The following is a 23946-nucleotide window of genomic DNA, read 5'->3' as shown; positions in this document are numbered from 1 at the left end:
GAATGTCGGCAGGGATGGTCTGCCGCGCAGCGGCGGTCATCGTCGTGCTGGTGCTCGCGCCGGCCTTGCCGGGTGCGGCATCGATGGTGCGCGGGGAGCCCGTGGTCGGCGCTGCTTCGGCCGGGACCGGTGCTGTGGATCGGAGCGCCGCTCCTGCTGGCCGGCGGCGTCGCGCTGATCTTCCTCCTGCTGATGCGCACCCGGCGACCGAGATAACGAACTACGGAGGAATGCATGCAGTTCACCGCACGTACCGGTCTCGTTCTCGCCGCAGCCGTCGCGACGGTCACGTCGGCCGCTCCGACGGCCCGGGCAGCGCAGGATCCGCCTCCCGACCCCGCACCGGGCGGCCCCCAGCGGCCTTATGAGCCGGACGTCGAAGGCCCGGAGAACCTGGACGGGATCTCCGTGACCGCGACCCGGAGCGCCGGGCGCGGCGTCACGGTCGCGTTCGACCGCCGCAGCCGGACCGCCGACGGCTCGGTGCCCTGGTCGTGATCCCGGAAGGTGGCGTGATCTTGGAGCAGACCTTCGAGAGGGCGTCGGCGCCGTACCGGCACGAGCACCGCTGAACGCTGGATGAGATCCTGCCGCCCACCCCGGTGCCGCCGGAGCAGCGCGCCGGCACCGCGCGCTTCGAACTGTCCTTCGGCGCCACCCGCGTGGCCGACGGCCGGGCGGTCGGCTTCGCCGAGACCACCGCACCCGCGGGCGCGGAGCTGCGCTTTGGCCTGTGGAGCGAGTTCGTCACCGGCCAGATAGCGCTCCCGACCGACACCGCACTCCTACGGTAGAGCATAAGGAGACGGCTACTGGTGGAGCGCCGTCATCTGGTGCCTCGGCATCCTCGCCGTCTCCGCCACCGCGTCAGGCGCGCTCTGGCGCCGATCGCGCAACCGGTAGGGCCCACGGCCGGGACTCCCCGCGTGGACCCCCGGTGGGTGCCCGGCCGGGAACGCCGGTCGGCTTTATCGCGGCTTTCGCCCCGGGGGGATTCGGTGGCCTCGAAAGGCTGGGAGGTTCGATGGGCAAGCGCGCAGCGGTCGTCCACGAGTACGGCGGGAATGATCTGTGGCGGCGGTCGGCGGACTGGGACGGCCTGGGCGTCGACCACGTCCGCTGGCGGGTCGCCGACGGCGCCGAGGGCCTCACCCGGCGCCCCGACCACCTGCTGTTCATCACGCTCTCCTGCGACGGCGGCCACACCACGGCCGCCGTCGAGGGCGAGCGCCCGGTGGAGAGCGCCGACTTTCCCGGCGCGACGACCTTCATCCCCGCCGGCCGTGCCCGCCGCACCCTCTACCGGGACTCGACGATCACCTATGCCGCGCTGCGCCTCGCCCCGGACCTCCCGGAGGCCCTGGGCCCGCTCGGGGACCCCGCGCGAATCGAGTTCATCCCGCACACCAACCGGCCCGACCCGTTCCTCCATCAGATGGCCGCCGCCCTGGTGGAGAGAACGGCGGAGGGTACCGGCGACGGTCCCGCCGACCGGCTCTTCGCCGACAGCGTCTCCACGGCCGTGCTGCTGCACCTCGTGCGGCGCTACTCCGGCCGCGCGGCCCGCCGGGCGGCCCCGCCGCGGCCCGCGCGCCTGGACGGGCGGACGTTGCGCGCGGTCCTCGACCACATCGAGGACCGGCTCGGCGAGAACCTGCGGCTGGACGCGCTGGCCGGGGTCGCCGGGATGGACCGGTACGGCTTCGCCCGCGCGTTCCGCGCCGCGACCGGCCTCTCGCCTCACCGGTACGTGACCGAACGGCGGCTGGAGCGGGCCGCCCGGCTGCTGCGCCAGCGCGCCGACCTGCCCATCGCCGACATCGCGTACCGGGTCGGGCTGTCCAGCCAGAGCCATCTCACCACCGCGTTCCGCCGCCGGTACGGCGCAACCCCGGCCCGCTACCGCGCCGGTGCCCCGAGCCTCGCGTCTAGAGCTTCACCTGCCCGCCGGTGAACTCCTTGCCCGGGTACCACGGCCGCCCGTCGAGCTCGGCGAACCCCGAAATCGACTCCAAGTACCGCACCATCCGGGCGCGCGTCTCCTGGTCGGGCAGTGGGCCGCGCATGGCCGCCGCGTTCTCCTCGGCGTGCGCGGGGACGGTCGTGGCCGGAAGAACGCACGTCACCGCCGGGTGCGACAGGACGTACTTGAGGAAGAACTGCGCCCATGTCGAGCAGCCGATCTCGCGGGCGAATCCGGGCAGCCGCCGCCCGCGGACGAGCTCGGGCAGCCGTGCCTTCTCCAGCGGCATGTTGACCATGACGGCGGTGCCGTGGTCGGCCGCCGCGGGCAGGATGCGCCGCTCCGCCTCCCGCATGAAGATCGAGTAGCGGACCTGCACGACGTCCAGGTCCCCGGTGCGGATCCAGCGCTCGACCGCCGCCGCCTGCTCGGGGATCTCGTGGTGGGTGACGCCCAGGTAGCGGATGCGTCCCTCCTCCTTCAGCTCCCGCAGGAACGGGAGCACCATCGGCGTGTTGGTGAGGCTGTGCACCTGGACGGCGTCCAGCCGCCGCCGGTGCAGGCGCCGCAGGGACTGCTCGAACTGCCGCCGCGCGTGGGAGACGTCGTTCAGGTAGTCCCCGCACACCCAGCTCTTGTCGGTCACGAACAGCCGGTCGGTGATGCCCAGCTGCCGCGCGAACAGCCCCACGTTCGTCTCGGACATGCCGTAGAGCGCGGACGTGTCGACGACCCGGCCGCCGGCGGCGTGGAACCGGCGCAGCACCTCGCGCAGGTGGGCGCGCGGGGTGTGCGGCAGCCGGTCGAACGTCATGAACGTGCCCAGGCCGACCGCCGGGACCCGCTCGCCGGTGCCCGGGAACGGCCGGGTGAGCAGGTCGCGCGGGCCGGCCGCGGCCGCGGCGCCGCCCGTCCCCGCGGCCGTCCAGCCGGCCGTCGCGAGCGCGACGCCGCCGGCGCCCTTGATCACTGTCCGCCGCGATGGGTGGTCCGCCATCAGGTCTCCTCGCAGGTGAGAACGTTTCTCTTCCGCTTTCGATGCTGCTGGGGAGGCCCCCTGGGCGTCTTTCACCACCGTGCGGGTTGCAGGATCGTGCGGTGTCTCGGCGGCGTCAGTGACCCCTGCGTCGTTAGGGTGATCCCGCAATGCCGGGCTGGCGTGGACGACCCGGCTCGAAGACCGGGCGGGAAGGTGTGAACGTGACCGGTTCCGGCGCTCGGCCGTCCGATCTACGACGAGCCGGCGAGGACCTCGCGGAGCCTCTGCTGTGGGGGTGTTCTCCGGCGGAGAGACCTGCTGGTGGCTGCCCTTGGCCGATGATCCCGCCGAGTGGTTCGTCGTGCTCTGCGGAAACGGGGTGCAGCAACTCAACATCACGACGACCGAGTTCCTGGACGCATGGCTGGACGGACGGCTCGACCTCCCCGTGTTGTCGCTCCCACCCGTCCCACTCGGCACCGATCCGGAAACCGAGCGGTGGCGCCGGGCAGGATCGTCCCACCGCTTGAAGCCCTATAGGAGGTTGCGATGTCGCTCACGAACCAGCAGGTGGCCGGTCACACGTTTCTCGAAGGGATGTACCAGGACGACCACTACCCGGACCACGTCGTCGACAAGGGCGCGGCAATCCTGAGGAGGATGTGCGAGCGGATCGAAGCCGCCAAGCCGTCTGAGCTCGCGGCACTGTACGTGCTCACTCATGCCGCAACGCAAGAGTTCAACGCACTGGAAGCCGACTTCGACGCAGCAGGCAGTGAGATCGAGACCGTCGCGCGAGAGATGATCGGTGAGGAGTTCTGGTTCGTGGCGAAGGCCTACGGGTTCGCCGACGCCGATCACGAAGAGTTGATCGCCGGGCGGAACTGGTAACGCGAGAAGCACCCCGGCCAATGACACATCGGCGGCGTCCAGGCGCGCAAATGCGGGTTCATCGGCATCATGCTGGTTCCCGCCATCGGCTGGCTGGCCGTGGGCACACCACCCGGCGTCTGGTTCATCGATGAGCCCTGGTCCCGACGGACGGCCGCCCGTGGCTCGTCGGCCCGGACTCCCGGGACACCTGGCTCCAGGACTGAAACCGGACGGGACCAGGCCGCTCCTGCGTCAGTGCCGGTCAGCGGCCTTCCGCAGTGACCAAGTGATCGGTGAACGGGTCGTAGGCCGCGGTCGCCGGTTCGCCGGGAGCCAGCAGGCAGGCGACGCGCGCGGCCGGGTCGTGCACCACGGGGACGGACGCCGGAATTTGGCGAGAACGAAAATCGTTATCGCTATCATCGTGGAGCTCGAGAGGAGATCAGATGGCTCGCAACGAGCTGCGGCCGGTGGTCAAGCTGCGGTCCACCACCGGTAGCGGCCATACCTACGTGACCCGGAAGAACCGGCGCAACGACCCCGACCGGCTGACGCTGCGCAAGTACGACCCGAGCGTCCGGCGGCACGTGCTCTACAGAGAGGAACGCTGACCGTGAAGAAGAACGTCCATCCCGGCTACCGCCCTGTGGTCTTCCGCGACCGCGGCGCCGACTTCGCCTTCCTGACCCGCTCCACGGCGACCAGCGACCAGACCATCGCGTGGGAGGACGGCAACGTCCACCCCGTGATCGACGTGGACGTGTCCTCGTCGAGCCACCCCTTCTACACGGGCCGTGGCCGCACGCTCGACACCACCGGCCGCGTCGAGCGCTTCAAGCAGCGCTACGGGGGACGCTGACCGCCGCGCGCCGACAGTAGACCGGCGACGAGCCGGAGTTCGGCGGGAAGGCGACGCACTCGAACCGGCGCGCTCGCGCCGGTTCGCCCCCGGCGTCCGAGCCCAAGAGCTACTGGCGCCGAGGGTGCGCCCGTGCGTGCCGTGCGGCGTCATCCGGGGAGCACGCGACTCGCGGCCGAGCGGAGCTTCGCCCGTGACTACGCGGGGCTCGTCTTCACCAGCGCCGGCTCGGCGAGTGCGAGCGCGGCGGCGCGGTGCTCGGCAGGGCGCACGCCGCGGATCCTCTTGAAGGCCACGCTCAAGGCATCGCCGTCGGCGTATCCGACGCGTCTGGCGATCGCGTCGAGCGTCTCGTCGGACTGTTCGAGCCTGTCGGCCGCCAGGCAGGTGCGCCAACACGCCAGGTAGACCATCGGTGGCTCTCCGACCATTTCGGAGAACCTGCGAGCGAAAGTCGCCCGGGAGACCCCGGCCAGCCTGGCGAGATCCTCCACTCTCCAGGGGACCTCGGGTTCTTCGTGGATCCGGGCCAGAGCACAGCCGATGACCGGATCGGTCTGGGCCCGGTACCACCGAGGCACGCTCGACCCGGGCCGATCAAGCCATTCCCGCAGTGCGGTCACGAACAGCAGGCTCAGAAGGTTGTCGAGGACGGCCTGGCGACCGGGCCGTCGGTCCCGCATCTCGACCGAGACCATCTCCACCACCTGGGAGACCGAGGCCGCCCGGACGACCATCACGTCCGGAAGCCCGTCGAGGACCCGGAAACACAGTGTGCTGGGAACGGCGAAAGTCCCCGAAAGGCTCACCGCCGGCGTCCCGCCGGATTCGCCGGGAGCGGCGAACTCGAAACCGCCGCCTTTCAGCAGCACCACGTCGCCGGCTCCGAGTGCGGTCCCTTCAGCCTCCTTGGATCGCAACGCGCCATGTCCGCTGAGCAGGGTGACGAGCATCAGCGGGGCGTCCGTGCTCATCTCCACGGGCCACGGCGCATGGAGGGTCCGCTGCTCGAACGAGGCGCCGCGGGGCCGTATCTCGTGCAGCAGTGTCGAGAGGGCATCCACATGATGACTCTAGACGATCGAACGGATCATTGATCGAGTCAGCGGTTCTCCGTCTCACTCCCCGCCGACATCGTGGAGACGATGAATGAGAACGCCGCAGGACCTCAGCCGGATGAAGCCCCCCTCCGATCGATCACGCGGATGCGGGACAACGGCGAGCCAGAGGACTGGATCAAGCTCTACGACACGCAGGCCGTCGACAGTCCGGATCCGTCTGTTTCGGAGCACGTGCGGCGCTACCTCCGCACCAACGGCCGCAGCGGCTACAACGAGGGCGGGATGACCAACCTGGTGCTCACCACCGTCGGGCGGCGGAGCGGCACCCTACATCGCACCGGCCTGTTCTTCGGGACCGACCACGACCGCTTGGTCCTGGTCGCCTCCGGCTCCGCCCTCACGGAGCGCCATCCCAACTGGTACTTCAATCTGGCCGCCACGCCGGTCGCTCACGTGCAGGTACAGAGCAAGCGGCTCCTGGTGTGCGCACACACCGCCGAAGGCGGCGAACGAGACCGCCTCTGGCGCCTCATGGCCACCCTCGCGCCCGTCTATCGCGACCACTACGAGCGGCGTACCCGACGAACCATCCCCGTCGTCGTTCTCGACGTCATCCATCAGTACTGAACACGGGAGGGACCACATGACGACATCAGCACCCCGCCGAGACCTGACCGACCGCAAAGCGGTGGTGACGGGAGGCACTCACGGAATGGGCCTGGGCATCGTGCGGGCACTCGCCGACCGCGGCGCACAGGTTCTGGCCACTGGCCGCAACCAGGACAACGTCCAGAAGGCCAACAGCGAGTTCGAAGGGAACGGCGAAGTCCGATTCGTCGGCTCCGATGCCGGCAGCCTCACCGAGATCGCCGAGCTGGCGGACACGGTCGACGAGCACCTCGGCGACGTCGACTACCTCTTCGTCAACCACGGGATCGCGGAACTCGAACTTCTGCCGCGCCGGATCCGAGTCAACACGGTCGCACCCGGATTCATCATGACCCCCACCATGGGGGTCAAGGGCCTCACCGACGAACAACGCAGGGACTTCGTCGAGGAGGGGAACCAGGTAACACCACTCCGCCGGGCAGGGACCGTTGGCGAAATCGCCCAGGCGGCTCTATTCCTCGCTGTGGAGGCCACCTTCACGACCGGCGCGGAGATCCCGGTCGACGGCGGATACGCGCAAGGACTCGTCACAACCTGACCGCACCGATGTCCAGCACGACCGCGATTCATTACCCCGCACCCCGATGACCGCGCCGGTGAGGTGGCGGTGCGCGGTCGCCGTACCGACACCGAACGCGGCGGCCGGGCGTTCGGAGAAACCTACGCCGGAAAGCGGTCCGGTCCGGTGCGCCCGAAGGGTGCCGGGCCCGCCGGCCCTCCGGCTTCCGCCGAGCGCAAGGCCGTGCGCCGGAGCTGGTCGAGCGTCCATCCGCGGCCGCGCGGATCGAGCGCGGCCGTGCTCGTCTTGAACAGGTACTCGGCTCGCGAGTAGGACAGCCGACCGCGGCCCGTGCCGGGATCGGCGTCCGCGGGCGCGGGCGCCCGGCTGCCGGAGGCGGGCGCCCGCCTGCCGGTCAGGAACACCGGCCCGGACGCGCGGCCGGCCAGCAGGCGCGGCAGCAGGTCGGCCGCGCCGTCCCGCCAATGGACGTACTCGGCGGCACGCCGGACGGACGCCACCCGGGCGCACCGGGAACCGAGATCCAGATCCTCGACGTTCAGCGCCAGGAGCGCCTGCGCGTGCCCGGCCGTCTCGTACAGCAGCGTCCACAGCGTGCGCTCGCGCAGCGCGTATCCGCCGCCGGTGAGCAGCGTCCGCAGCAGTGCCTCGGGGAGGCGGCGGTCCCCGCGGCGGGCGGGCTCCCGGCGGCTCAGGTGCCGCGCCGGGTTGGCCGCAAGGATCTCCCGGCGCTGCGCCCACGCGGTGAACGAGCCGAGCGCGGACAGATGCCGGTTCCACGTCGCGGCCGCCGCGCCGTCCCAGCGCAGCATCACCGCGGCGTAGTCCTCGGGGGTCAACTCGCAGACCGGGCGTCCGGGGCCGACCACGTCGATCAGCCGCCCCAGGGTCTCGGCGTAGCAGGCGCGGGTGGTCGCCACCTGGATCGAGTCGAGGTAGTCGCCGACGGCGGCCGGGAGAGGCACCGGACCGGCGGTCCGGCCGCGCCGGGCTGGGAACGTGCTGCTGTACACCGGGACCCCCAGATGCGGTACGTAACTTTATCCAGCCGGTCAGTAAATACTGCCTGCCTGGATACAAACCCCCATTGCCGTGGCAGGTAATCCACATTATCTGCCACTTCAGCAGGGGCCGGGCGAGTTGCTCGCAGCTATATGTATGACTGGCCACGGGCACCACTAAACCTCACATCCGCACCTCCCAAGAGAACCCTTCGCCGCGGCATCGGTGGGTAAAGTCTCAGGTCGACCACTTCCCTCCACGAAACGGAGCGGTGTTAGCTGAGGAAGCGACAGGACGGAGTTGCTGATCGACGCATCGGCGAGAACGGCACTTGCCCCGAAGGGGATTGCTCTGTTTCTCACCGAACGGTCGGTAACTGCCGCCGGAGCATGCCGTATAAATGTCGGCCGGCTCCGCCGAAGAATAGCTGTCGTACCGAAGACCGGCCGCCAAGAAGGGTGGCCGGATTCCGAAAAGAAGGGAAGTGGTCCGATGTCCACGCCGACCGCCGCACCCGACCAGATCGCCGAGACCGTCATCAAGCTGAACGCCGGCTGGTACAACGTCGTGGCGCAGGCCCTCAACCTCGACACCTCGACGTTCCTGCTGGCGCAGGGGACGCTGGGCCTGCAGAGCAACGACTCCAGCGGCCTCTACCTCATGTCCGACGCGGTCATCCCGTCCGCGTCGGTGGCCTACCTCGACCCGACCGGCCTGTCCAAGCGGTCCTCGGCCTACCGCATGCTCCTCGGCGCGCTGCGTTCCGAGGGCGGGACCGATCTCCCGGCCGTGCTCGGGGACCAGTACAGCCGTTGGCTGGACTACCGCGACAATTGGTGGAAGCAGAACCCCACCAGCACGCTGACGCAGGCCACCCTCTTCGAGCAGTGGGCCGACCGCATGCTCAACCCCGGCCAGAAGGCCTCCGCCATCGCCGTCTTCAAGCAGCAGGCCAATACCCCGCTGATCAGGGCACTGGACGCGCTGTCAGCGCCCGCGGCCACTCAGGAGTTCGTCCGGCAGGACGGAGAACGGTACCGGCTGTTCGTCTACTCGGCGAATATCGAAGCCGCTCGGCAGGGCCTGAATACGGGCGGCCAGGCGACCATCGACTTCAATTCCGAATCGATGGAGTCCCGGCTTCAGCACACCACCGTCATGGGGAGTGCGAGTGGCTTCTACGACATCTTCTCCGCGAGCGCCTCCGGCAGCTTCGACCAGCTGAACAAGCAGGCCTCGGAGAGCTCGCTCACCGTCAAGGGGCGCATCGGCCAGTACTCCACCCTCGTCACTCACCCGATGGACTGGTTCCAGTCCGACGAGTACATGAGGGCCTACAACAACAAGGGCGCCGACGTCTGGGATCCGCAGGCGTCGGCGGGCGACTGGGATTCCTTCTTCGCCCAGCCCAACGGCCAGTTGGCCCGGCGCCTGTCCCAGCTCGTCCTGGTCAGTGACTACGACCTCACCGTGACCAGCCACGCCACCTACTCCCAGAGCCAGGTGCAGCAGATCACCGCCGAGGCGTCGGGCGGGGTGTGGCCGTTCTTCTCGGCGTCCGCGTCCTCCAGCCACAGGACCGAGTACCACCACAACGACGACGGCACGCTCTCGGTGGAGCACAAGCTCCCCAAGGGGGACGTCCAGATCTGGGGCGCCAACTACCAGAACGCGCCGAAGTGACACCGCGGCGGCGCGCCGACACCACCATCGCCGCCGTCCGTAGGGCGGCGTGAACAGGAAGGGGACATCATGACAACGCGGTTCACCGAGCGGGAGGCGTTCATCGCGCGCATCGTCTCGCGCGCTTGGAAGGACTCCGACTACAGGAGCCGGCTGCTGGACGACCCGAAGGGGGTCCTCGCGGAGGAACTGGGGACGGACATCCCGGCTCACGTCGAGGTCCACGTCCTGGAGGAGCACCCGGACGTCCGGTACCTGCTGCTGCCCCACCAGCGCGACCATTTCCAGGCGCTGACCGAGAACGAACTGGCGGCGGGGCGGTCCGTTCCGGTGTGCCCGACGGTCACCTCCACGGCGATCACCTCGCCGTGTGACTGCGGGTAGCGGGGGCCCGAAGTGACATCCTCCACTCTGTGCCCGCTCGACAGGGGCCGTCCGAACACCGACATCGTCGACTGGCGCGAGCTGATCGCCCGGGCGGGGCCGGGCAGGGAGCCCGCGCCACGCGAGGCCGGCATGCCGGAATGGGCGGCGGTGCTCAAGGAGAGCCTCGACCTGAGCCCCGTGGTACGAGCGGAGGACGACGAACGGGACCGTGACGAGTGCGCCGCGACTCCCTTCGCGCCGCTCTACGAACCGTTCGTCCGAGTCGCCGCCGGAAGGCTCGCGTCGCGATGCCCTTCCGGGTGGGCGAGGCTGGCGCCATCGGCCCGCCTCGACCTGGAGTCCGGGCTCCGGCGGCGACTCGGTCACCTGTGCGGACAGGCACTGGAACTGGAGTTCTCGCTGTTCCGGGTGGCCGGCGAGTCCTCGCTGGCCTGCCTGTTCGACGAGTTCCACGACGGCGGCCCGCCCACACGTCGTTACGACGCGTTCCTGGCCGAGATGACCGGCGGCGGGCTCGCCCGCTTCTTCGCCGAGTACTGCGTGCTCGGACGGCTCGTCGGTTCCGCCATCCTGCTCTTCGTCGACGCCTTCTCCGAGCTCCTGGACCATCTGGAGCGCGATCGCGGGCGCATCCGCAGCGTCTTCGGCTCCGGCCGCCCCGATCTCGGTCCGGTGGTGCGGATCCGGCCCTACCTGTCGGACACGCACCGCGGCGGACGCGCCGTCACGCACGTGTCGTTCGGCTCGGGAGTGTCGGTCCTCCACAAGCCCAAGGACCTCGGCATGGATCACGCGTTCGGTGAGCTCCTGGAATGGTTGAACGAGCGGACGGGGCTACCGCCGCTGAAGGCGCCGCGGATGCTCGCCCGCAGAACCTACGGGTGGGTCGAGTTCGTCCAGGCCCGCCCGTGGCGCGACACCGCCGAAGCGAGCCGCTACTTCCGCGAGGCGGGGATGCTGCTGTGCGTGGCGTACGTCCTGTCGGCGAACGATCTCCACTACGAGAACATCGTCCGCGCCGGCGAGCACCCCGTCCTGGTCGACCTGGAGACGCTGCTCACGCCCCGCCTGCGGAACCGGACCGGCGACGAGCCCCACGCGGGGGGCTTCGACCCCGGCCTCGACCGCTCGGTGCTCGGAACCGGGCTGCTCCCGGTCCACGACACGGGTCCCGACGGCGCCGTCCATGACTCCAGCGGCCTCGGCTGGACGCCGGGCGAGTCCGCGGGCTTCTGGACACCGCAGTGGTCGCGGATCAACACCGACCACATGTCGCTGGACTTCGCCCGACGGCCCGGACGGGGCCCGGCGGCCGACGGCGGGAACGTCCCGCTCGTCCGGCACGAGAACGACCTCATCGACGGCTTCCGGTCGATGTACGCGCAGCTCCGCCGACTCCAGGGCGAGTTGCTCGCGGCCAGGGGCCCGGTCGCCGCGATCGCCCGCAGGCGCGTCCGCGTCATCCTGCGGCAGACCCGGCTCTACGAGCTGGTCCTGCACCGCTCACTGAGGCCCGAATGCCTGCGGGACGGCGCCGCCCGGAAGGCCGAGCTGGACGTCCTGGCCGTGCATGCGCCGACCGACGCCGATCCGGCCTCGCTGGGGGCGCTCTCGGCCTGCGAGACCACCGCCCTTGAGCGCATGGACATCCCGGTGTTCTTCGCCAGGGCCGACGGAACGGACCTGTTCGGCGAGGACGGGACGAAGGTCCGCAGGGCCCTGGTCCGGCCCGGCCACCTCGCGGCGGTCGACCGACTGCTCGCGCTCGGCGACGGGGACCTCGCGCGGCAGATCGCGTTCATCCGCGGCTCGGTCGGGGCCAAGGCCGCCGCGGCGCGCGGCACCTCATACCTCTCCTCCGGAGCCGGGCGCCCTGCCGTCCCCTCGGCCGCCGACCTGGTGTCCGCCGCGCAGGCGATCGGAGACGGCTTGAGAGCACGGGCCATCGTCGCCGTCGACGGTGCCACCTGGACCGCTCCCTACCTCGGCCGCGACCGGACGATCACGCCGCGGCTCATGGGTTACGGCCTGTTCGACGGCACCTGCGGAGTGGCGCTCTTCCTCGCCGCGCTCGGCCGGCAGACGGGCCGGTCCGGCTACGCCGACCTCGCGCGCCTCGCGATGCGGCCGCTGCGCACGGCCCTGCAGCGCGGGACGTTCAGCGCGACGGCCGCGCGGATGGGACCCGGCGGCGCCGTCGGCCTCCCCGGGCTGATCCTCGCCCTGACGCATGTCGGCGAGTTCCTCGACGATCCCGGACCGCTCGACGCCGCCGACCGGGTCGCGGCCCTGCTCACCGCCGACCGCCTCCGCGCGATCCAGGAGTCCGACGTGGTCGCCGGCGCCGCCGGCACCCTGCTGTCGCTGCTGGCCCTGCACGCCCGTACCGGCGCCCCGCCGCTCCTGGCCAAGGCCACGGTGTGCGGCGACCTCCTGCTCCGGCGGCGAACCGCCGCGCCGACCGGCGCGCCGGCCTGGGCGGACCCGCAGGGCCGCCATCTCACCGGCTTCTCCCACGGCGCCGCCGGCATCGGGTATGCGCTCCTGCGCCTGTACGCCGCGACCGGGCGGGAGGAACTGCGCCGCGCCGCGCTGGAGGGCATCGCCCACGAGACGGCGCTCTTCGACCCGGCCTGCGGCAACTGGCCCGATCTGCGGCTGCCGGACGGGGGCGCGCCCGCCTTCGGATCGTCGTGGTGCCAGGGCGCGCCCGGGATCGGGCTGGCCCGGCTCGCCTGCGCCGACCTGGCCGGCGACGCCGCGAGCGGGCGCGACGTCGAACCGGCCGTCACGGCCACGCTCGCGGCCTCCGCCGAACGCAGCGACCAGCTGTGCTGCGGGGCCATGGGACGGACCGAGCTCCTGCTGAGCACCGCGAGGCGGCGGAACCGGCCGGAACTCGAACGGGCCGCGCGGACGATCGCCGGGGAGGTCCTCGACCGGGCCGAGCGCAGCGGCTCCTTCGACTTCGGCGTCAAGGGCGCGGTCGACAACCCCGGGCTCTTCCAGGGAGCGGCCGGGATCGGATACCAGCTACTGCGGCTCGCCGAGCCGGAGAGGCTGCCCGCACTCCTGCTCTGGGAGTGACGGAGCCGAACATGCCGTCGGGTATGAACAACAATGGCAGGGAGAGAGAAATGGCGAAGTACATGGTTCAGACGATGCGGGCGGGGACGCATCAGGCCGTCACCTACTACCGGAAGCAAAGCCATCATCCGAGCCACGGGGAGAGCACGCAGTTCACGAAGGACGCCAAGAACGCGTACGCCGCGAGGGTCAACGTGAACGCCGACACCGTCGAGGCCGGAAAGTACCAGAGCGATCAGGGCGTACCGAGCGATCCGGGAGCGGTGAAGATCTGATCGCCGCAACCGCCGTCGCGCCCGGCGCCGAGGACCCCGCCGTCCACGTCGACGCCGGCCCGACGCCGCCTGGTCCCACCTGGTCCGGCGGCCCCCGCTGACCCGAGCCGCGCCCGCCTTCGTCCCGTCCGGAGGCGGGCGCGGCAGGACGCCGACATCCTCGCGGCGGGTTCTCCCGCGGGGCCTTACCGGCGACGTCTTCGGGTGCGCCGCCGGATCATCACGATGCGCCACAGCACGAGCACGACCAGCGCCACAAAGCCGATGGAGAGCATGACCTTGTGACCGGCCTCGAAGTAGTAGCCCAGCGTGCGGGTCATGACAGCAAAGGTGAACAGCATTCTTCCCCCCGCGCACGCCCTACCCGGTGACAGCTACCCCATTCCCCACGGCGGCCCATGGCGACTTGAACAGCACTTTCAGGTCCGTAGGGCGTAGACCGCACTGGATCCGGGGAGTACCCGCAGGTCTCCGACCTGGGGCAGAGGGGGATTCGGGCGCGATGCCACTGGCGGTTCGAGGAGTTTTCTGGATCGGATTGTACGTTGCCGTGGCCGTCGTTCCCCTGCTTTTCGCGGTGCTCGGCGACAGTCCACCCGCGCGCGGGTTCCTCGTCGACTTCTCGGTGGCTCTGGGATTCGTCGGACTGTCCATGATGGGACTTCAGTTCGCTCTCGTCGCACGCTTCCAGCGCATGGTCGCGCCCTTCGGGGAAGATGCGGTGGTGCAATTTCATCGGCAGATATCACCGGTCGCGACGGCTTTCATCCTGGCCCATCCGCTGCTCCTGATGGTGCAGGACGCGAGCGTGGTCGGCCTCTTCAATCCTTTCACGGCGCCATGGCGGGCCCGTTTCGCGGTCATCTCCGCGGTCTGCCTGCTGGCCATTGTGCTCACCTCGGCCTGGAGGCGTCGATTGCGCCTCCGCTACGAAGCGTGGCAGATCCTGCATACCGTGTTGGCCATCGCGTCGGTGTTGTTCGCTCTTGCGCACATCGTGCTGGTGGGCCGGTACGTCGACACTCCCTGGAAACGGGTGCTGTGGACGGTGATGACGGCCGCCTTCGTCGGCCTGATCGTCTGGGTGCGCCTGGTGCGGCCGTTGCGGCGACTCCGGCGGCCGTGGGAGGTCGCGCACGTCACCGCCGAACGTGGCGCCGCCACGACGATCACCTTGCGTCCGGTCGGGCACGAGGGTTTCGGGTTCGAGCCCGGACAGTTCGGGTGGATCACGGTGGAGCGTTCTCCGTTCGCCCTCACTCAGCACCCGTTCTCCTTCTCCTCAAGCGCGGAGGCCGAGGGCAGTGTGCAGATGAGCATCAAGGCGCTGGGCGACTTCACCAGGAGCATCACGGAGCTGCGGCCCGGTGCCCGGGCCTATCTCGACGGTCCCCATGGCGTCTTCACCCCGGACCGCAACGAGGGGCCGGGCTTCGTACTGATCGCCGGCGGGATCGGCATCGCCCCGATGCTCAGTATGCTCCGCACCTTCGCCGACCGCGACGACCCGCGGCCATGCCATTTGTTCTACGCCAGCCGGACATGTGAGGACGCCACGCTTCTCGACGAGGTCCGCGAACTGGAGTCACGGCTCGACCTCACCCTGGTGCTCGTGCTGGAAGACCCGCCTTCGGACTGGACCGGGGAGCGGGGTCGGATCGACGGACCGCTCCTCCGGCGGCGGCTGCCCGAGCGCTACCCGCGAATGCAGTTCTTCATCTGCGGGCCGACACCGATGCTCGACGCCGTGGAGTCCATCCTGGCCGAAGTCGGCGTGCCGACGGCGCATATACACACCGAACGGTTCGTCTTCGTCTGATCGGAGGGTGTACCTATGCGGCACGTCTACACGACGCGCGCCGTCCTCCTTGTCGGGGCCCTACTGGTTCTCGCCTCGGTGGTCTTCGCGGCCGCAAGGAACGCATGAGCCTTCGGTGCGCCCCCAGGCCCAGTCCCGGCGTGACGCCCCACACCGGCTCCCGCAAACCCATACGTCCTGAGTACTCCGGGCGGGCCGGCCGATCAGCGGACACCCGTCGCCTGACCGGTACCTCGCAAAGACTCGTCCAACTCGCGCGTGGGCGGCGGTGGGAGTGGAAACGGAAGGGCGATGACCAGTGCGGCCGGTCCGTCGCAGGGGAGTTCGTCATGCTCGATCCTGATCCGCCGTTCCGTCCGGTTCGCCGATGGGAGTGGCAGGGCCATCCGCGGCTGGAGGACCTGGGCCTGATCGGGGACGGCGCGACGACGGCACTGGTCGGCCTGAACGGGGCGATCCCCTGGCTGTGCCTGCCCCGCTTCGACAGCGACCCTCTCTTGTGCGGGCTGCTGGACCACGAACACGGCGGACATTTCGCCCTGACCATCGAGCATCTACGAGAAGCCCGCCAGTTCTACGAGCCCGACACCGCCGTGCTGGTGACCGAGATGCGCGGCACGACCGGCCTGGTCCAGATCACCGATGCGCTGGGACTGCGCGCGGGCGCCGATCTGTCCGATGATGCGGGAGCGAGCCGGGCCGAGCTCGTCCGGTCCGCCCGCGTCCTGGACGGGACCGTCCGCCTGCGCGCGGAGTTGCGGCCCCGGGGTGGCGCGCAGGCCCGGGCCCTGGCCAGCGGCCTGGAGGTGCGGGCGTCCCGGCGGCCGGACCTGCGGCTGCACCTGCGCTCGAACCGTCCGCTGACCGGGTTGCACACCGTGCACGAGCTGGAGCGGGGTGATCGTCTCGATCTGACGCTGTCCTGGGGACGCGTTCACCGCCACCACCGGTTCGACCCGAGGGCGGTGCTGGCCGAGACCGCCGATGCGTGGCGCCGCTGGATGCGGAACTTCAGCTACGGCGGCCCGCAGGAGCCGCTGGTGCGGCGTTCCGCGATCACGCTGAAACTGTGCGACGACTGGGTCAACGGCTCACTGGTGGCGGCCCCCACCTCCTCGCTTCCCGCGCCGATCGGCGGGGTCCGCAACTGGGACTACCGCTACGCCTGGATCCGGGACGCCGCCTTCACCGTGTTCGCCCTGCGCCGCGTCGGCTTCGGCGGCGAGGCCGACGCCTTCCTCGGCTGGGTCCTGGACGCCTTCGAGAACAGCCGGCGGCCGCGGATCATGTACACCCTGCGGGGCGATCCCGTCCCCGAGGAGATCCAGGACGCCGGACTGGAGGGCTACCGGCGCTCCGCACCCGTGCGATGGGGCAACGGCGCCGCCGACCAGCGCCAGCACGACATCTACGGGGAAGTCCTGGACTGCGCCGACCAGTGGCTGCTCGCCGGCGGTGACCTCCACCCCGCGCTGTGGTCGGATCTGGCGCGGCTGACCGAGACCGCCGCGAGCGCGTGGCGCCAGCCCGACCAGGGCATCTGGGAGGTCCGCAGCGAAGGCAGGGTCTTCACCTACTCCGCAGCGATGTGCCAGGTGGCCCTCGACCGCGCCGCGACCATCGGCGAACGACTCTCCCTCCCCGGACCGATCGCCACATGGCGCACGGCCGCCGACAAGCTACGCCGGCACATCCTGGAACACTCCTGGGACGAAGGCTCGCAGAGCCTCAGCGAGCACCTCGACGGCGGCGGAAGCCTGGACGCCGGCCTGCTCGCCCTGCCGCTGCGCAAGGTCGTCCCGGCCGACCATCCGCGGATGACGGCCACCACCGCGGCCATCGCCGAACGCCTGTCCGCCGGTAACGGCCTGCTCTACCGCTACCTCCACGACCAGTCACCCGACGGCCTGCCCGGCGACGAGGGCGCCTTCCTGCTGTGCAGCTTCTGGCTGGTCGACAACCTCGCCCTGCAAGGCCACATCGAGCAGGCCGAGGAACTGTACGCCTCGCTGTGCTCCCGGGCCAGCCCGCTCGGGCTGCTGTCCGAGCAGATCGACCCGACGACGGGCACGTTCATGGGCAACTTCCCCCAGGCGTTCAGCCACATCGGCATCATCGCCAGCGGCGTCACCCTCGCCCGAGCGAGGGAGCGAAGGACGGGATGACCGACCGGCCCGTCGCCTTCGGCGCCGCAGGCGACTGGAGGCCCGGAGTCGGCTCGGTGCGGGGCCGGGCGAGGCCCCCTGGGGCGTCTTCACCACCGTGCGGGTTGCGGGAGCGTGCGGTCGTCCCCCGCGCGCCGATCCGGTCAGCCGCGGAGGACGGCCGGGAGTGGCACGATGGTGCCCGTGGAGCGAGCTGCAGTCGAACGGTGGTCTCCGGATACGAGCGAGCGTGGCGTACGCAAGGCGCCGAGCCGCTCGCAGAGCTGTTCTCACCCGATGTCTCGTACCTGCCGTCACCGTGGGCACAGCCGATCGTGGGCCTCCCCCGGCTCGCCTCCTGGTGGGACGCTGAGCGCGAGGGTCCCGACGAGCCGTTCACGATGACGAGCGACATACTGGCCGTCGACGGCGACATCGGCGTGGTCCGGGTGGAGGTCGACTACCTGGGCGGCGACCCGTCGCGCTGGCGCGACCTGTGGGTCCTGCGTTTCGACGCCGACGGCCGCTGCGCCGGTTTCGAGGAGTGGCCCTTCGCCCCCGACCAGCCCGACGGCCACTAGCTCGTCGGCGCACGGTTCGCGCACCGCGCGCTCGGCCGCGGCCCGCCGGGCTACTCGGTCATCGAGGCGGCGCGGAACGACACGGGAGCCGGACGGCCGTCCGGTGCGACGGCCAGAGCCAGTCCAGGGCCGGACGGTCGTCCTGGTCGACCGTGCTGATCCGCAGCGCCGCTCATGTGCGGCCACCGATAACTCTGGCGGACATCCTGCCTGGCCACGCCCCCGCCACCGCTGTGGCGGTGGAGGAAGGTCCGGCCAGCACGGTTGCCAAGGCGTTCGCGTAACGGACTGTCTGGGACGTAGACCGCATTTGCGGTTCAACAAACGAGAGAAAAGGTTGAATAACATGATACTGGCTACCACGATTCTCGAGACGGGGCGTGGGACATTCCCGGTCTCATTACACGAGGACGGATCAGGCGCCCGGTGCCTCAGCATTCGTCAGGGTGATCTCGGCCTTCCGGAGACCGCTGTCAGGCTGCATTCGGCCTGTTTGTTCGGCGAATCCCTCGGCGCTTTGGATTGCGACTGCTCGGCCCAGCTCGACGCGGCGATGCGGGTGATCCAGGAGCGTGGCCGAGGTGCGGTCATCTATCTGTTCCAGGAGGGCCGGGGTGCCGGTCTGCTGAGCAAGATCCATGGCATGGAGACGCAGCGGGTCGAGGGGGTCAACTCCTTCGCCGCGTACGAGTCGATGGGACTGCCCCGCGATCTGCGGGACTACTCTCTGGCCAAGACCGCGCTCACCGATATCGGGGTCGGCGCCACGATCAGCGTGATGTCGAACCACCCGGCGAAGCGGGCGGCTCTGGAGGAGATGGGCTATTCCGTGGTCGCCCGGCTGCCGCTCTCCTACCAGGTCAGCAGTCTCGCTTATCCCGAACTTCGAATGAAGCGGGATGAGGGAGGATACGAGGTGGACTTCGGCGACATCACGTTCTCCGGCTGACCGCACGGAGTACGCGGGCGCCGATTGGGCCCTGAGCAGCCGACTACTGCTCGGTCCGCCCAGACGAGACGCTGCACCACGCTAACCGGACGGGCCCCCGAGCTGCTCCAGCTCGGGGGCCCGTCGATTTTCTTCGCCCGGTCGATCCTCAAATTGAAACGGCTGGCCGCTTCACCGCCGCTTCACATCGGCTGCGCCCCGGCAGGACCGTCCCGATATCCGCCCGGCCATCGCGATCTCGTTATAACCTGCGGGCCGTCCACCACAGAGGATCGGAAAGAGGGATGATGGTCGACGGTGCGGGTCGGGCAGAGGCGGACGAGGTCATCGCCCGGTTGAAGGCGCTCGAGTCGGACGCCGGCGGCTTGGTCGCCCTGGGGCCGAGCGTGACCGACGCGGAGATGTCCTCGTGGCCGGTCAGTCCGCCTGAAGACGTCCGCAAGCTGTTCAGGAGCGTCGGCGGCCTCACGTTCGGCCGCTTCGGCTTCGACTTCAATCACCGCGCCAATCACACGGAACCCATCGACGGGGATCACTACCCGCTCAGGGACACGTCCGCGAACTGGGTCCTGGACGACAGCATGGGCGCCTCTACGACGTACTACGTGGACATCGATCCGGAGACCGGGGCCTGGGGGCCGGTCTTCAGCTTCTGGAGGGACCCGTACGCCTCCCTGGTGGCTCCGAGTTTCGCCGGCTGGCTGGGCAACCTGGCGACCGGGCTCGCCGCCGCGCTTGAGACGTGCCGCGACGGTGACCTTTCCGAGGCGTTCAGCACGTGGATGTACGAGAGCGAGGAGTCGCTGTTCCGCGATCACGACAACGTCGTGGTCCCCCTGCCGGTGCCCGCGGCCCTGGAGTCCGGCGACCCGGAGATCGCGGAGGTCGCCGCGCTGCTCCCTGCCGACGCCTACCTGGCGGACCTTCGAACCGCGGCCCCTCCGACCGAGGTTCCGTTCGCGACCTTCATGCCGGAGGCGTTCTTCAGCCGTTTCCGCGGCGGGCGATTCCTGGCGGCGACGCCTTTCCCCGAGGATTGACCGGATCCCGCCGCTCCCCGTGCGGACGGTCCGGCTCGCGCGTGACCGCGCAGCGCCCGCGCCGGGGGTGATCGCCATTCCGGCACGTTTCTGTGAGTTCTCGCGCCGGGAAGACGGCTCCGCGCGTGACCGCAGTGGTCGGCCTGGGGTTTCCCGGGCTCGCGCTCACATACGGCGCACATGGTCGCACATCCGGGTCTCAGCCGGATCGGCCAGCCTCGGTCCCGAACGCACGAGACGGTGCGTTCTGGCCACCCACTCTGGAGACTTGATGATCGAGGTCTGCGGGCTCACCAAGCGCTACGGCGAAGTCCTGGCGGTCGACGGCCTGACGTTCACCGTCCGCCCCGGGGAGGTCACGGGCTTCCTCGGGCCGAACGGCGCCGGGAAGTCGTCGACCATGCGGATGATCCTCGGGCTGGACGCCCCCACGTCCGGGACCGCCACCATCGGCGGGCGGCCCGCCGCGGCGCATCCCGTGCCGCTCAAGGCGGTCGGAGCGCTGCTGGACGCCGGGGCGGTGCTGCCCGGCCGCAGCGCCCGCCACCACCTGCTGGCGCTCGCCGCCGGGAACGGACTTCCGCGCAGCCGCGTACGCGCGGTGCTGGAGGAGGTCGGCCTGGCCGACGTGGCGCGGCGGCCGGCCGGGACGTACTCGCTGGGGATGCTGCAGCGGCTCGGCATCGCGGCCGCCCTGCTCGGCGACCCCCCGGTGCTCGTGTTCGACGAGCCGCTGAACGGGCTCGACCCCGAGGGGATACTGTGGATCCGCGGGCTGATGAGGCGCGCCGCCGCCGAGGGGCGCGCCGTGCTGATGTCCAGCCATCTGATGAGCGAGATCGAGCTCACCGCCGACCACCTCGTCATCGTCGGCCGGGGGCGGCTGGTCGCCGATACCGGCATGGCGGACTTCATCGCCGCCCACTCCGGCCGGGAGGTCCTGGTGCGCAGTCCCCAGGCGGCGGAGTTCGGCCGGCGGCTCGCGGCCGCGGGCGCCGTCGTCCGGGACGGCGACGGCGGTGACGCGGACGCCATGGTCGTCAGCGGGTTCGGCGCGGACGAGATCGGAGCGCTGGCCGCGGCCGGCGGCGTCGAACTGCACCAGCTCACGCCCAGGCACACGTCCCTTGAACGGGCCTTCATGGATCTGACGCGGGACAGCGTCGAGTACCCCAGTGGAACGGAGGCCGCCTGATGAGCCGGAGCGACACCGTCGCGCGCACGGAACACGACGTCCCGCGGCCGGAGCGGCGGCAGGCGCCCGCGGCGGGCCGGGCGACGTTCCGGCACTGCCTGCACGCCGAGTGGATCAAGATCCGGACCATGCGCTCGACCGGGTACGTCCTGCTGGGCACCGTCGTCCTCGGAGCGGCTCTGGCCTGGCTCGGCTGCACGGCGGCCGGGGAGGAGTACGCCACGCTGACGGCCGAGGACAGGCTCGCCTTCGACCCGCTGGCCGCCGGCCTGCGCAGCCACCTGCTGGCGCAGGTCACGCTGGCGATGCTGGGCGGCCTGGTCATCACCGCCGAGCACGGGAGCCGGAGCATCGTCGGCACGCTGACCGCCGTCCCGAACCGCGGCAGGGTGCTCGCGGCCAAGGCCGCCGCGCTGCTCGCGGTCGTGCTGCCGACCGGGCTGCTGGTGACGTTCGGCGGCTTCGCCGCGGGCCAGGCGGCCCTGGACGGCGCGGGCGCGCCGCACGTGGCCCTCGGGGACCCGGGTTCGTGGCGCGCGATCCTCGGCGGCGCGCTGTACCTGGCGCTCGCCGGGTTGCTGGGGCTCGCCGCGGGCACGCTGGTCCGCAGCACCACGGCCACGGTGACCTCCCTGTTCGCGTCGCTGCTGATCGTGCCCGCGTTCGCCCCCATGATGCCGGGGCGCCTCGCGGACTGGACGGTGAAGTACTGGCCGCCGTCCGCCGGCGGGCAGATCACGACCGGCTACCGCGATCCGGACCTGCTGGGCCCGTGGCCGGGGTTCGCCGTGATGGCCGCGTGCGTCGCGGTCCTGCTGGCGGCCGCGTTCCTGGTCTTCCGCAGGCGGGACGCTTAGGGAACACCACGATCGGAACGGGGCGGCCATGGCGGAACATCTCCTGGTGGTGGAGGACGATCCCACGCTGCGCGAGCTGCTGTCCGCGAGCCTGCGGCTGGCCGGTTACGCCGTGACGGCGGTCGCGACCGGCGTCGAGGCCCTGGCCGCCGTGCGGCACGAGCGGCCCGACCTGATCGTCCTCGACGTCATGCTGCCGGACTTCGACGGGTTCGAGGTCGTCCGCCGGCTGCGCCGGGAGGGCCGGCCGGCGCCGGCCGGCCCTCCGCCGGTCCTGTTCCTCACCGCCAGGGACGCGACCGAGGACCGGATCAGCGGGCTGCGTGCGGGCGGCGACGACTACGTCACCAAGCCGTTCGACCTGGAGGAGCTGATCCTGCGCATCCGCGCCATCGTGCGCCGCACCAGCGGGCGGCAGCCGGACGGCCGGCTGGTCGTCGGTGACCTCCGGCTGGATCCCGACAGCCGGCACGTGACGCGCGGCGGGCGGCCGGTCCCGCTGTCCCCGACCGAGTTCGACCTGCTGCGGGTGCTGATGGAGCACGCGGGCCAGGTGCTGTCCAAGCCGCAACTGCTGGACCTGGTGTGGCGCTACGACTTCGGCGGCGACGACAGCATCGTCGCCTCGTACATCAGCTATCTGCGGCGCAAGGTGGACGCCGCCGAGCCGAAGCTGATCCACACGGTGCGCGGCATCGGCTACGTCCTGCGAAGGCCGGCCGAGTGAGGGGCGCGGCGAACCGCGCGGGCGCCCTCCGCAGCCGGGGGATCTCGCTGCGCGGCCGGGTGCTGGGCATCACCCTGCTCCTGCTGGTCGCCGCGCTGCTGAGCAGCAACGGCCTGGTCATCGGCCAGCTCCGGCACGATCTCGTCGGCCAGGTGGACGAGCGGATCCGCGGTCTCGCGACCGTGGCCGCGCGCCTGCCGTCCCTGCCGGAGGTGGCCGTCGAGGACGTCCCGCAGGTGCGCGCGACCGTGGAGCAGCAGCTGATCCGGGACGTCCACCTCGCCTACCTCGGCCCGGACGGCGGCGTCGACCGCGTCGTCCGGGCCGCCGCGGGACGCCCGCCCGAGCTGCCCCGGCTGGACGCCGCGGCGGTCGCCGGCCGCGGCGGCAGGCCCTTCCGCGTGCCGGCGACGGGCGGCGGCGACGGCTGGCGGGTGGTCGCCGTGCCGCGCGCCGGCGGGGACGGCAGCCTGGTGGTGGCCGGCTCGCTCGGCGTCGTGAACCGCACGGTCAGGCAGCTGACCGGCCGGGTCCTGCTGATCGACTCCGCGGTCCTGGCGCTGCTCGGCATCGCCGGGTGGTTCGCGGTCAGGGGCGGGCTCCGGCCGCTGCGCCGGATCGAGGCGACCGCGGCCGCCATCGCGGCCGGGGAGCTGTCCAGCCGGGTCCCGGAACTCGCCGCGCCCCGGACGGAGCTCGGCCGGCTGTCGGCGGCGCTGAACGGCATGCTCGACCGGATCGAGGCGGGCGACGCCGCCCGCGCCGCGTCCGAGGAGCGCATGCGCCGCTTCATCGCCGACGCGAGCCACGAGCTGCGCACGCCGCTGTTCGGCATCAAGGGTTTCACCGAGCTCTACCGGATGGGCGGCATGCCGGAGCGCGCCGACGTGGACGCGTCGATGAGCCGGATCGAGCGCGAGGCCGCCCGGCTCGTCGAGCTGGTGGAGGAACTGCTGCTCCTCGCCCGCCTCGACGAGGAGGGCACCGCCGTGCCGCTGCACCTCACCCCGATGGACCTGCGCACACTCGCCGCCGACGCGCTGCACGACCTCCGCGCCCTCGACCCGCAGCGCCCCGTCACCCTCACCGGCCCCGGCGGCGGACCACCGGGCGGAGCCCCGGTCCTCGGGGACGAGGCCAGGCTCCGCCAGGTGACCTCCAACCTCGTCGGGAACACCGTCGCCCACACCCCGCCGGGTACGCGCGTCCGTATCGGCGTCGGCACCGAGGACGGGGTCGCCGTCCTGGAAGTCCACGACGAGGGTCCCGGCATGAC

The 23946-nt window shown here is 71.0% G+C and carries 26 protein-coding genes; 22 read left to right on the top strand and 4 right to left on the bottom strand.

What is annotated here, in order from left to right; all coding sequences use genetic code 11:
- The 4 genes from E1281_RS41280 to E1281_RS19100 form a co-directional block, all read left to right on the top strand.
- A partial coding sequence (locus E1281_RS41280; RefSeq protein WP_207943362.1) for a hypothetical protein occupies positions 1-216 on the top strand: 216 nt, incomplete at its 5' end.
- An 18-nt stretch (positions 217-234) separates the two neighbouring features.
- Positions 235-498 (top strand): hypothetical protein, encoded by a 264-nt coding sequence (locus E1281_RS41275; protein WP_207943361.1) that lies wholly within the window; start codon positions 235-237, stop codon positions 496-498.
- A 104-nt stretch (positions 499-602) separates the two neighbouring features.
- Positions 603-794, top strand: a complete 192-nt coding sequence (locus tag E1281_RS41270) for a hypothetical protein (RefSeq protein ID WP_207943360.1) — start codon at positions 603-605, stop codon at positions 792-794.
- 230 nt (positions 795-1024) lie between these two features.
- Positions 1025-1954: an AraC family transcriptional regulator gene (locus E1281_RS19100; protein ID WP_131880058.1), complete on the top strand. Its 930-nt coding sequence runs from the start codon at positions 1025-1027 to the stop codon at positions 1952-1954.
- On the opposite strand, the gene E1281_RS19095 is transcribed toward E1281_RS19100, so the two are convergent.
- Positions 1929-2960 (bottom strand): aldo/keto reductase, encoded by a 1032-nt coding sequence (locus E1281_RS19095; protein ID WP_131880056.1) that lies wholly within the window; start codon positions 2958-2960, stop codon positions 1929-1931. The genes E1281_RS19100 and E1281_RS19095 overlap by 26 nt on opposite strands.
- 531 nt (positions 2961-3491) lie before the next feature.
- Between E1281_RS19095 and E1281_RS19090 the strand changes: the two genes are divergently transcribed.
- The 3 genes from E1281_RS19090 (at position 3492) to E1281_RS19080 (ending at position 4674) form a co-directional block, all read left to right on the top strand.
- The gene (locus E1281_RS19090; protein ID WP_131880054.1) at positions 3492-3833 is read left to right on the top strand and encodes a DUF5713 family protein; all 342 of its coding nucleotides are present in this window, start codon (positions 3492-3494) and stop codon (positions 3831-3833) included.
- A 428-nt stretch (positions 3834-4261) separates the two neighbouring features.
- Complete coding sequence (rpmG, locus tag E1281_RS19085; protein ID WP_131880052.1) at positions 4262-4426, top strand: 50S ribosomal protein L33; 165 nt, start codon at positions 4262-4264, stop codon at positions 4424-4426.
- 2 nt (positions 4427-4428) lie between these two features.
- Positions 4429-4674, top strand: coding sequence for a type B 50S ribosomal protein L31 (locus tag E1281_RS19080; protein ID WP_131880050.1), 246 nt, complete (start codon positions 4429-4431; stop codon positions 4672-4674).
- Positions 4675-4871: 197 nt separating this feature from the next.
- Here the strand turns inward: E1281_RS19080 and E1281_RS19075 are convergent, their stop codons facing one another.
- On the bottom strand, positions 4872-5738 hold the full coding sequence (locus E1281_RS19075) for an AraC family transcriptional regulator (protein WP_131880048.1): 867 nt from the start codon (positions 5736-5738) through the stop codon (positions 4872-4874).
- Between the two features lie 141 nt (positions 5739-5879).
- On the opposite strand from E1281_RS19075, the gene E1281_RS19070 reads away from it, so the two are divergent.
- A complete protein-coding gene (locus E1281_RS19070; RefSeq protein WP_131880046.1) occupies positions 5880-6362 on the top strand; it encodes a nitroreductase/quinone reductase family protein in 483 nt (160 codons plus the stop codon).
- A gap of 16 nt (positions 6363-6378) precedes the next feature.
- Positions 6379-6942 carry an SDR family oxidoreductase gene (locus E1281_RS19065; protein WP_131880044.1) on the top strand — a complete coding sequence of 188 codons (564 nt, stop codon included), beginning with the start codon at positions 6379-6381 and terminating at the stop codon, positions 6940-6942.
- 122 nt (positions 6943-7064) lie between these two features.
- On the opposite strand, the gene E1281_RS19060 is transcribed toward E1281_RS19065, so the two are convergent.
- Entirely contained in the window at positions 7065-7889 is an 825-nt protein-coding gene (locus E1281_RS19060) for a site-specific integrase (protein ID WP_131880042.1), read from the bottom strand.
- A 529-nt stretch (positions 7890-8418) separates the two neighbouring features.
- Here E1281_RS19060 and E1281_RS19055 point away from each other — a divergent pair.
- The 4 genes from E1281_RS19055 to E1281_RS19040 all read left to right on the top strand — a co-directional run bounded on the left by E1281_RS19055 (position 8419) and on the right by E1281_RS19040 (position 13358).
- Positions 8419-9609, top strand: a complete 1191-nt coding sequence (locus tag E1281_RS19055) for a hypothetical protein (RefSeq protein ID WP_131880040.1) — start codon at positions 8419-8421, stop codon at positions 9607-9609.
- A 69-nt stretch (positions 9610-9678) separates the two neighbouring features.
- Positions 9679-9993, top strand: a complete 315-nt coding sequence (locus E1281_RS19050; protein WP_131880038.1) for an NHLP leader peptide family RiPP precursor — start codon at positions 9679-9681, stop codon at positions 9991-9993.
- A gap of 12 nt (positions 9994-10005) precedes the next feature.
- Positions 10006-13083 (top strand): type 2 lanthipeptide synthetase LanM family protein, encoded by a 3078-nt coding sequence (locus E1281_RS19045; protein WP_131880036.1) that lies wholly within the window; start codon positions 10006-10008, stop codon positions 13081-13083.
- 50 nt (positions 13084-13133) lie between these two features.
- Positions 13134-13358 (top strand): hypothetical protein, encoded by a 225-nt coding sequence (locus E1281_RS19040; RefSeq protein WP_131880034.1) that lies wholly within the window; start codon positions 13134-13136, stop codon positions 13356-13358.
- 185 nt (positions 13359-13543) lie between these two features.
- Here the strand turns inward: E1281_RS19040 and E1281_RS42615 are convergent, their stop codons facing one another.
- Positions 13544-13678 carry a hypothetical protein gene (locus tag E1281_RS42615; RefSeq protein WP_279433627.1) on the bottom strand — a complete coding sequence of 45 codons (135 nt, stop codon included), beginning with the start codon at positions 13676-13678 and terminating at the stop codon, positions 13544-13546.
- A gap of 230 nt (positions 13679-13908) precedes the next feature.
- On the opposite strand from E1281_RS42615, the gene E1281_RS19035 reads away from it, so the two are divergent.
- From E1281_RS19035 to E1281_RS18995, 9 genes are all read left to right on the top strand, one after another.
- Entirely contained in the window at positions 13909-15177 is a 1269-nt protein-coding gene (locus E1281_RS19035) for a ferric reductase-like transmembrane domain-containing protein (protein WP_165959000.1), read from the top strand.
- Between the two features lie 329 nt (positions 15178-15506).
- Entirely contained in the window at positions 15507-17342 is a 1836-nt protein-coding gene (locus E1281_RS19030) for a glycoside hydrolase family 15 protein (RefSeq protein WP_131880030.1), read from the top strand.
- 206 nt (positions 17343-17548) lie between these two features.
- A complete protein-coding gene (locus E1281_RS41265; protein ID WP_207943359.1) occupies positions 17549-17902 on the top strand; it encodes a nuclear transport factor 2 family protein in 354 nt (117 codons plus the stop codon).
- 346 nt (positions 17903-18248) lie between these two features.
- Positions 18249-18851 carry a GTP cyclohydrolase II gene (locus E1281_RS19020; RefSeq protein WP_131880026.1) on the top strand — a complete coding sequence of 201 codons (603 nt, stop codon included), beginning with the start codon at positions 18249-18251 and terminating at the stop codon, positions 18849-18851.
- Between the two features lie 284 nt (positions 18852-19135).
- On the top strand, positions 19136-19891 hold the full coding sequence (locus E1281_RS19015; protein ID WP_131880024.1) for a hypothetical protein: 756 nt from the start codon (positions 19136-19138) through the stop codon (positions 19889-19891).
- A gap of 271 nt (positions 19892-20162) precedes the next feature.
- Entirely contained in the window at positions 20163-21086 is a 924-nt protein-coding gene (locus E1281_RS19010) for an ATP-binding cassette domain-containing protein (RefSeq protein WP_131880022.1), read from the top strand.
- On the top strand, positions 21086-21943 hold the full coding sequence (locus E1281_RS19005; RefSeq protein WP_131880020.1) for an ABC transporter permease: 858 nt from the start codon (positions 21086-21088) through the stop codon (positions 21941-21943). Before E1281_RS19010 ends, E1281_RS19005 begins: the two co-directional genes overlap by 1 nt.
- Before the next feature lie 28 nt (positions 21944-21971).
- Positions 21972-22670 carry a response regulator transcription factor gene (locus E1281_RS19000; protein ID WP_131880018.1) on the top strand — a complete coding sequence of 233 codons (699 nt, stop codon included), beginning with the start codon at positions 21972-21974 and terminating at the stop codon, positions 22668-22670.
- A partial coding sequence (locus E1281_RS18995) for a HAMP domain-containing sensor histidine kinase (RefSeq protein WP_207943358.1) occupies positions 22667-23946 on the top strand: 1280 nt, incomplete at its 3' end. The genes E1281_RS19000 and E1281_RS18995, both read left to right, overlap by 4 nt.

Source organism: Actinomadura sp. KC345, from assembly GCF_004348515.1.
Taxonomy (GTDB): Bacteria; Actinomycetota; Actinomycetes; order Streptosporangiales; family Streptosporangiaceae; genus Spirillospora.
The sequence above is the reverse complement of the archived record's forward strand: the minus strand, read 5'-3'. Positions and strand labels throughout refer to the sequence as shown.

What these genes read in the sequence shown, in the direction of transcription:
- E1281_RS42615 (WP_279433627.1), bottom strand. Translation starts at nt 13,678, where the DNA reads ATGACCCGCACGCTGGGCTACTACTTCGAGGCCGGTCACAAGGTCATG.
- E1281_RS19100 (WP_131880058.1), top strand. Translation starts at nt 1,025, where the DNA reads ATGGGCAAGCGCGCAGCGGTCGTCCACGAGTACGGCGGGAATGATCTG.
- E1281_RS19030 (WP_131880030.1), top strand. Translation starts at nt 15,507, where the DNA reads ATGCTCGATCCTGATCCGCCGTTCCGTCCGGTTCGCCGATGGGAGTGG.
- E1281_RS19055 (WP_131880040.1), top strand. Translation starts at nt 8,419, where the DNA reads ATGTCCACGCCGACCGCCGCACCCGACCAGATCGCCGAGACCGTCATC.
- E1281_RS19000 (WP_131880018.1), top strand. Translation starts at nt 21,972, where the DNA reads ATGGCGGAACATCTCCTGGTGGTGGAGGACGATCCCACGCTGCGCGAG.
- E1281_RS19010 (WP_131880022.1), top strand. Translation starts at nt 20,163, where the DNA reads ATGATCGAGGTCTGCGGGCTCACCAAGCGCTACGGCGAAGTCCTGGCG.
- E1281_RS19040 (WP_131880034.1), top strand. Translation starts at nt 13,134, where the DNA reads ATGGCGAAGTACATGGTTCAGACGATGCGGGCGGGGACGCATCAGGCC.
- rpmG (WP_131880052.1), top strand. Translation starts at nt 4,262, where the DNA reads ATGGCTCGCAACGAGCTGCGGCCGGTGGTCAAGCTGCGGTCCACCACC.
- E1281_RS19095 (WP_131880056.1), bottom strand. Translation starts at nt 2,960, where the DNA reads ATGGCGGACCACCCATCGCGGCGGACAGTGATCAAGGGCGCCGGCGGC.
- E1281_RS19015 (WP_131880024.1), top strand. Translation starts at nt 19,136, where the DNA reads ATGATGGTCGACGGTGCGGGTCGGGCAGAGGCGGACGAGGTCATCGCC.
- E1281_RS19050 (WP_131880038.1), top strand. Translation starts at nt 9,679, where the DNA reads ATGACAACGCGGTTCACCGAGCGGGAGGCGTTCATCGCGCGCATCGTC.
- E1281_RS19070 (WP_131880046.1), top strand. Translation starts at nt 5,880, where the DNA reads ATGCGGGACAACGGCGAGCCAGAGGACTGGATCAAGCTCTACGACACG.
- E1281_RS19005 (WP_131880020.1), top strand. Translation starts at nt 21,086, where the DNA reads ATGAGCCGGAGCGACACCGTCGCGCGCACGGAACACGACGTCCCGCGG.
- E1281_RS19090 (WP_131880054.1), top strand. Translation starts at nt 3,492, where the DNA reads ATGTCGCTCACGAACCAGCAGGTGGCCGGTCACACGTTTCTCGAAGGG.
- E1281_RS19020 (WP_131880026.1), top strand. Translation starts at nt 18,249, where the DNA reads ATGATACTGGCTACCACGATTCTCGAGACGGGGCGTGGGACATTCCCG.
- E1281_RS41275 (WP_207943361.1), top strand. Translation starts at nt 235, where the DNA reads ATGCAGTTCACCGCACGTACCGGTCTCGTTCTCGCCGCAGCCGTCGCG.
- E1281_RS19065 (WP_131880044.1), top strand. Translation starts at nt 6,379, where the DNA reads ATGACGACATCAGCACCCCGCCGAGACCTGACCGACCGCAAAGCGGTG.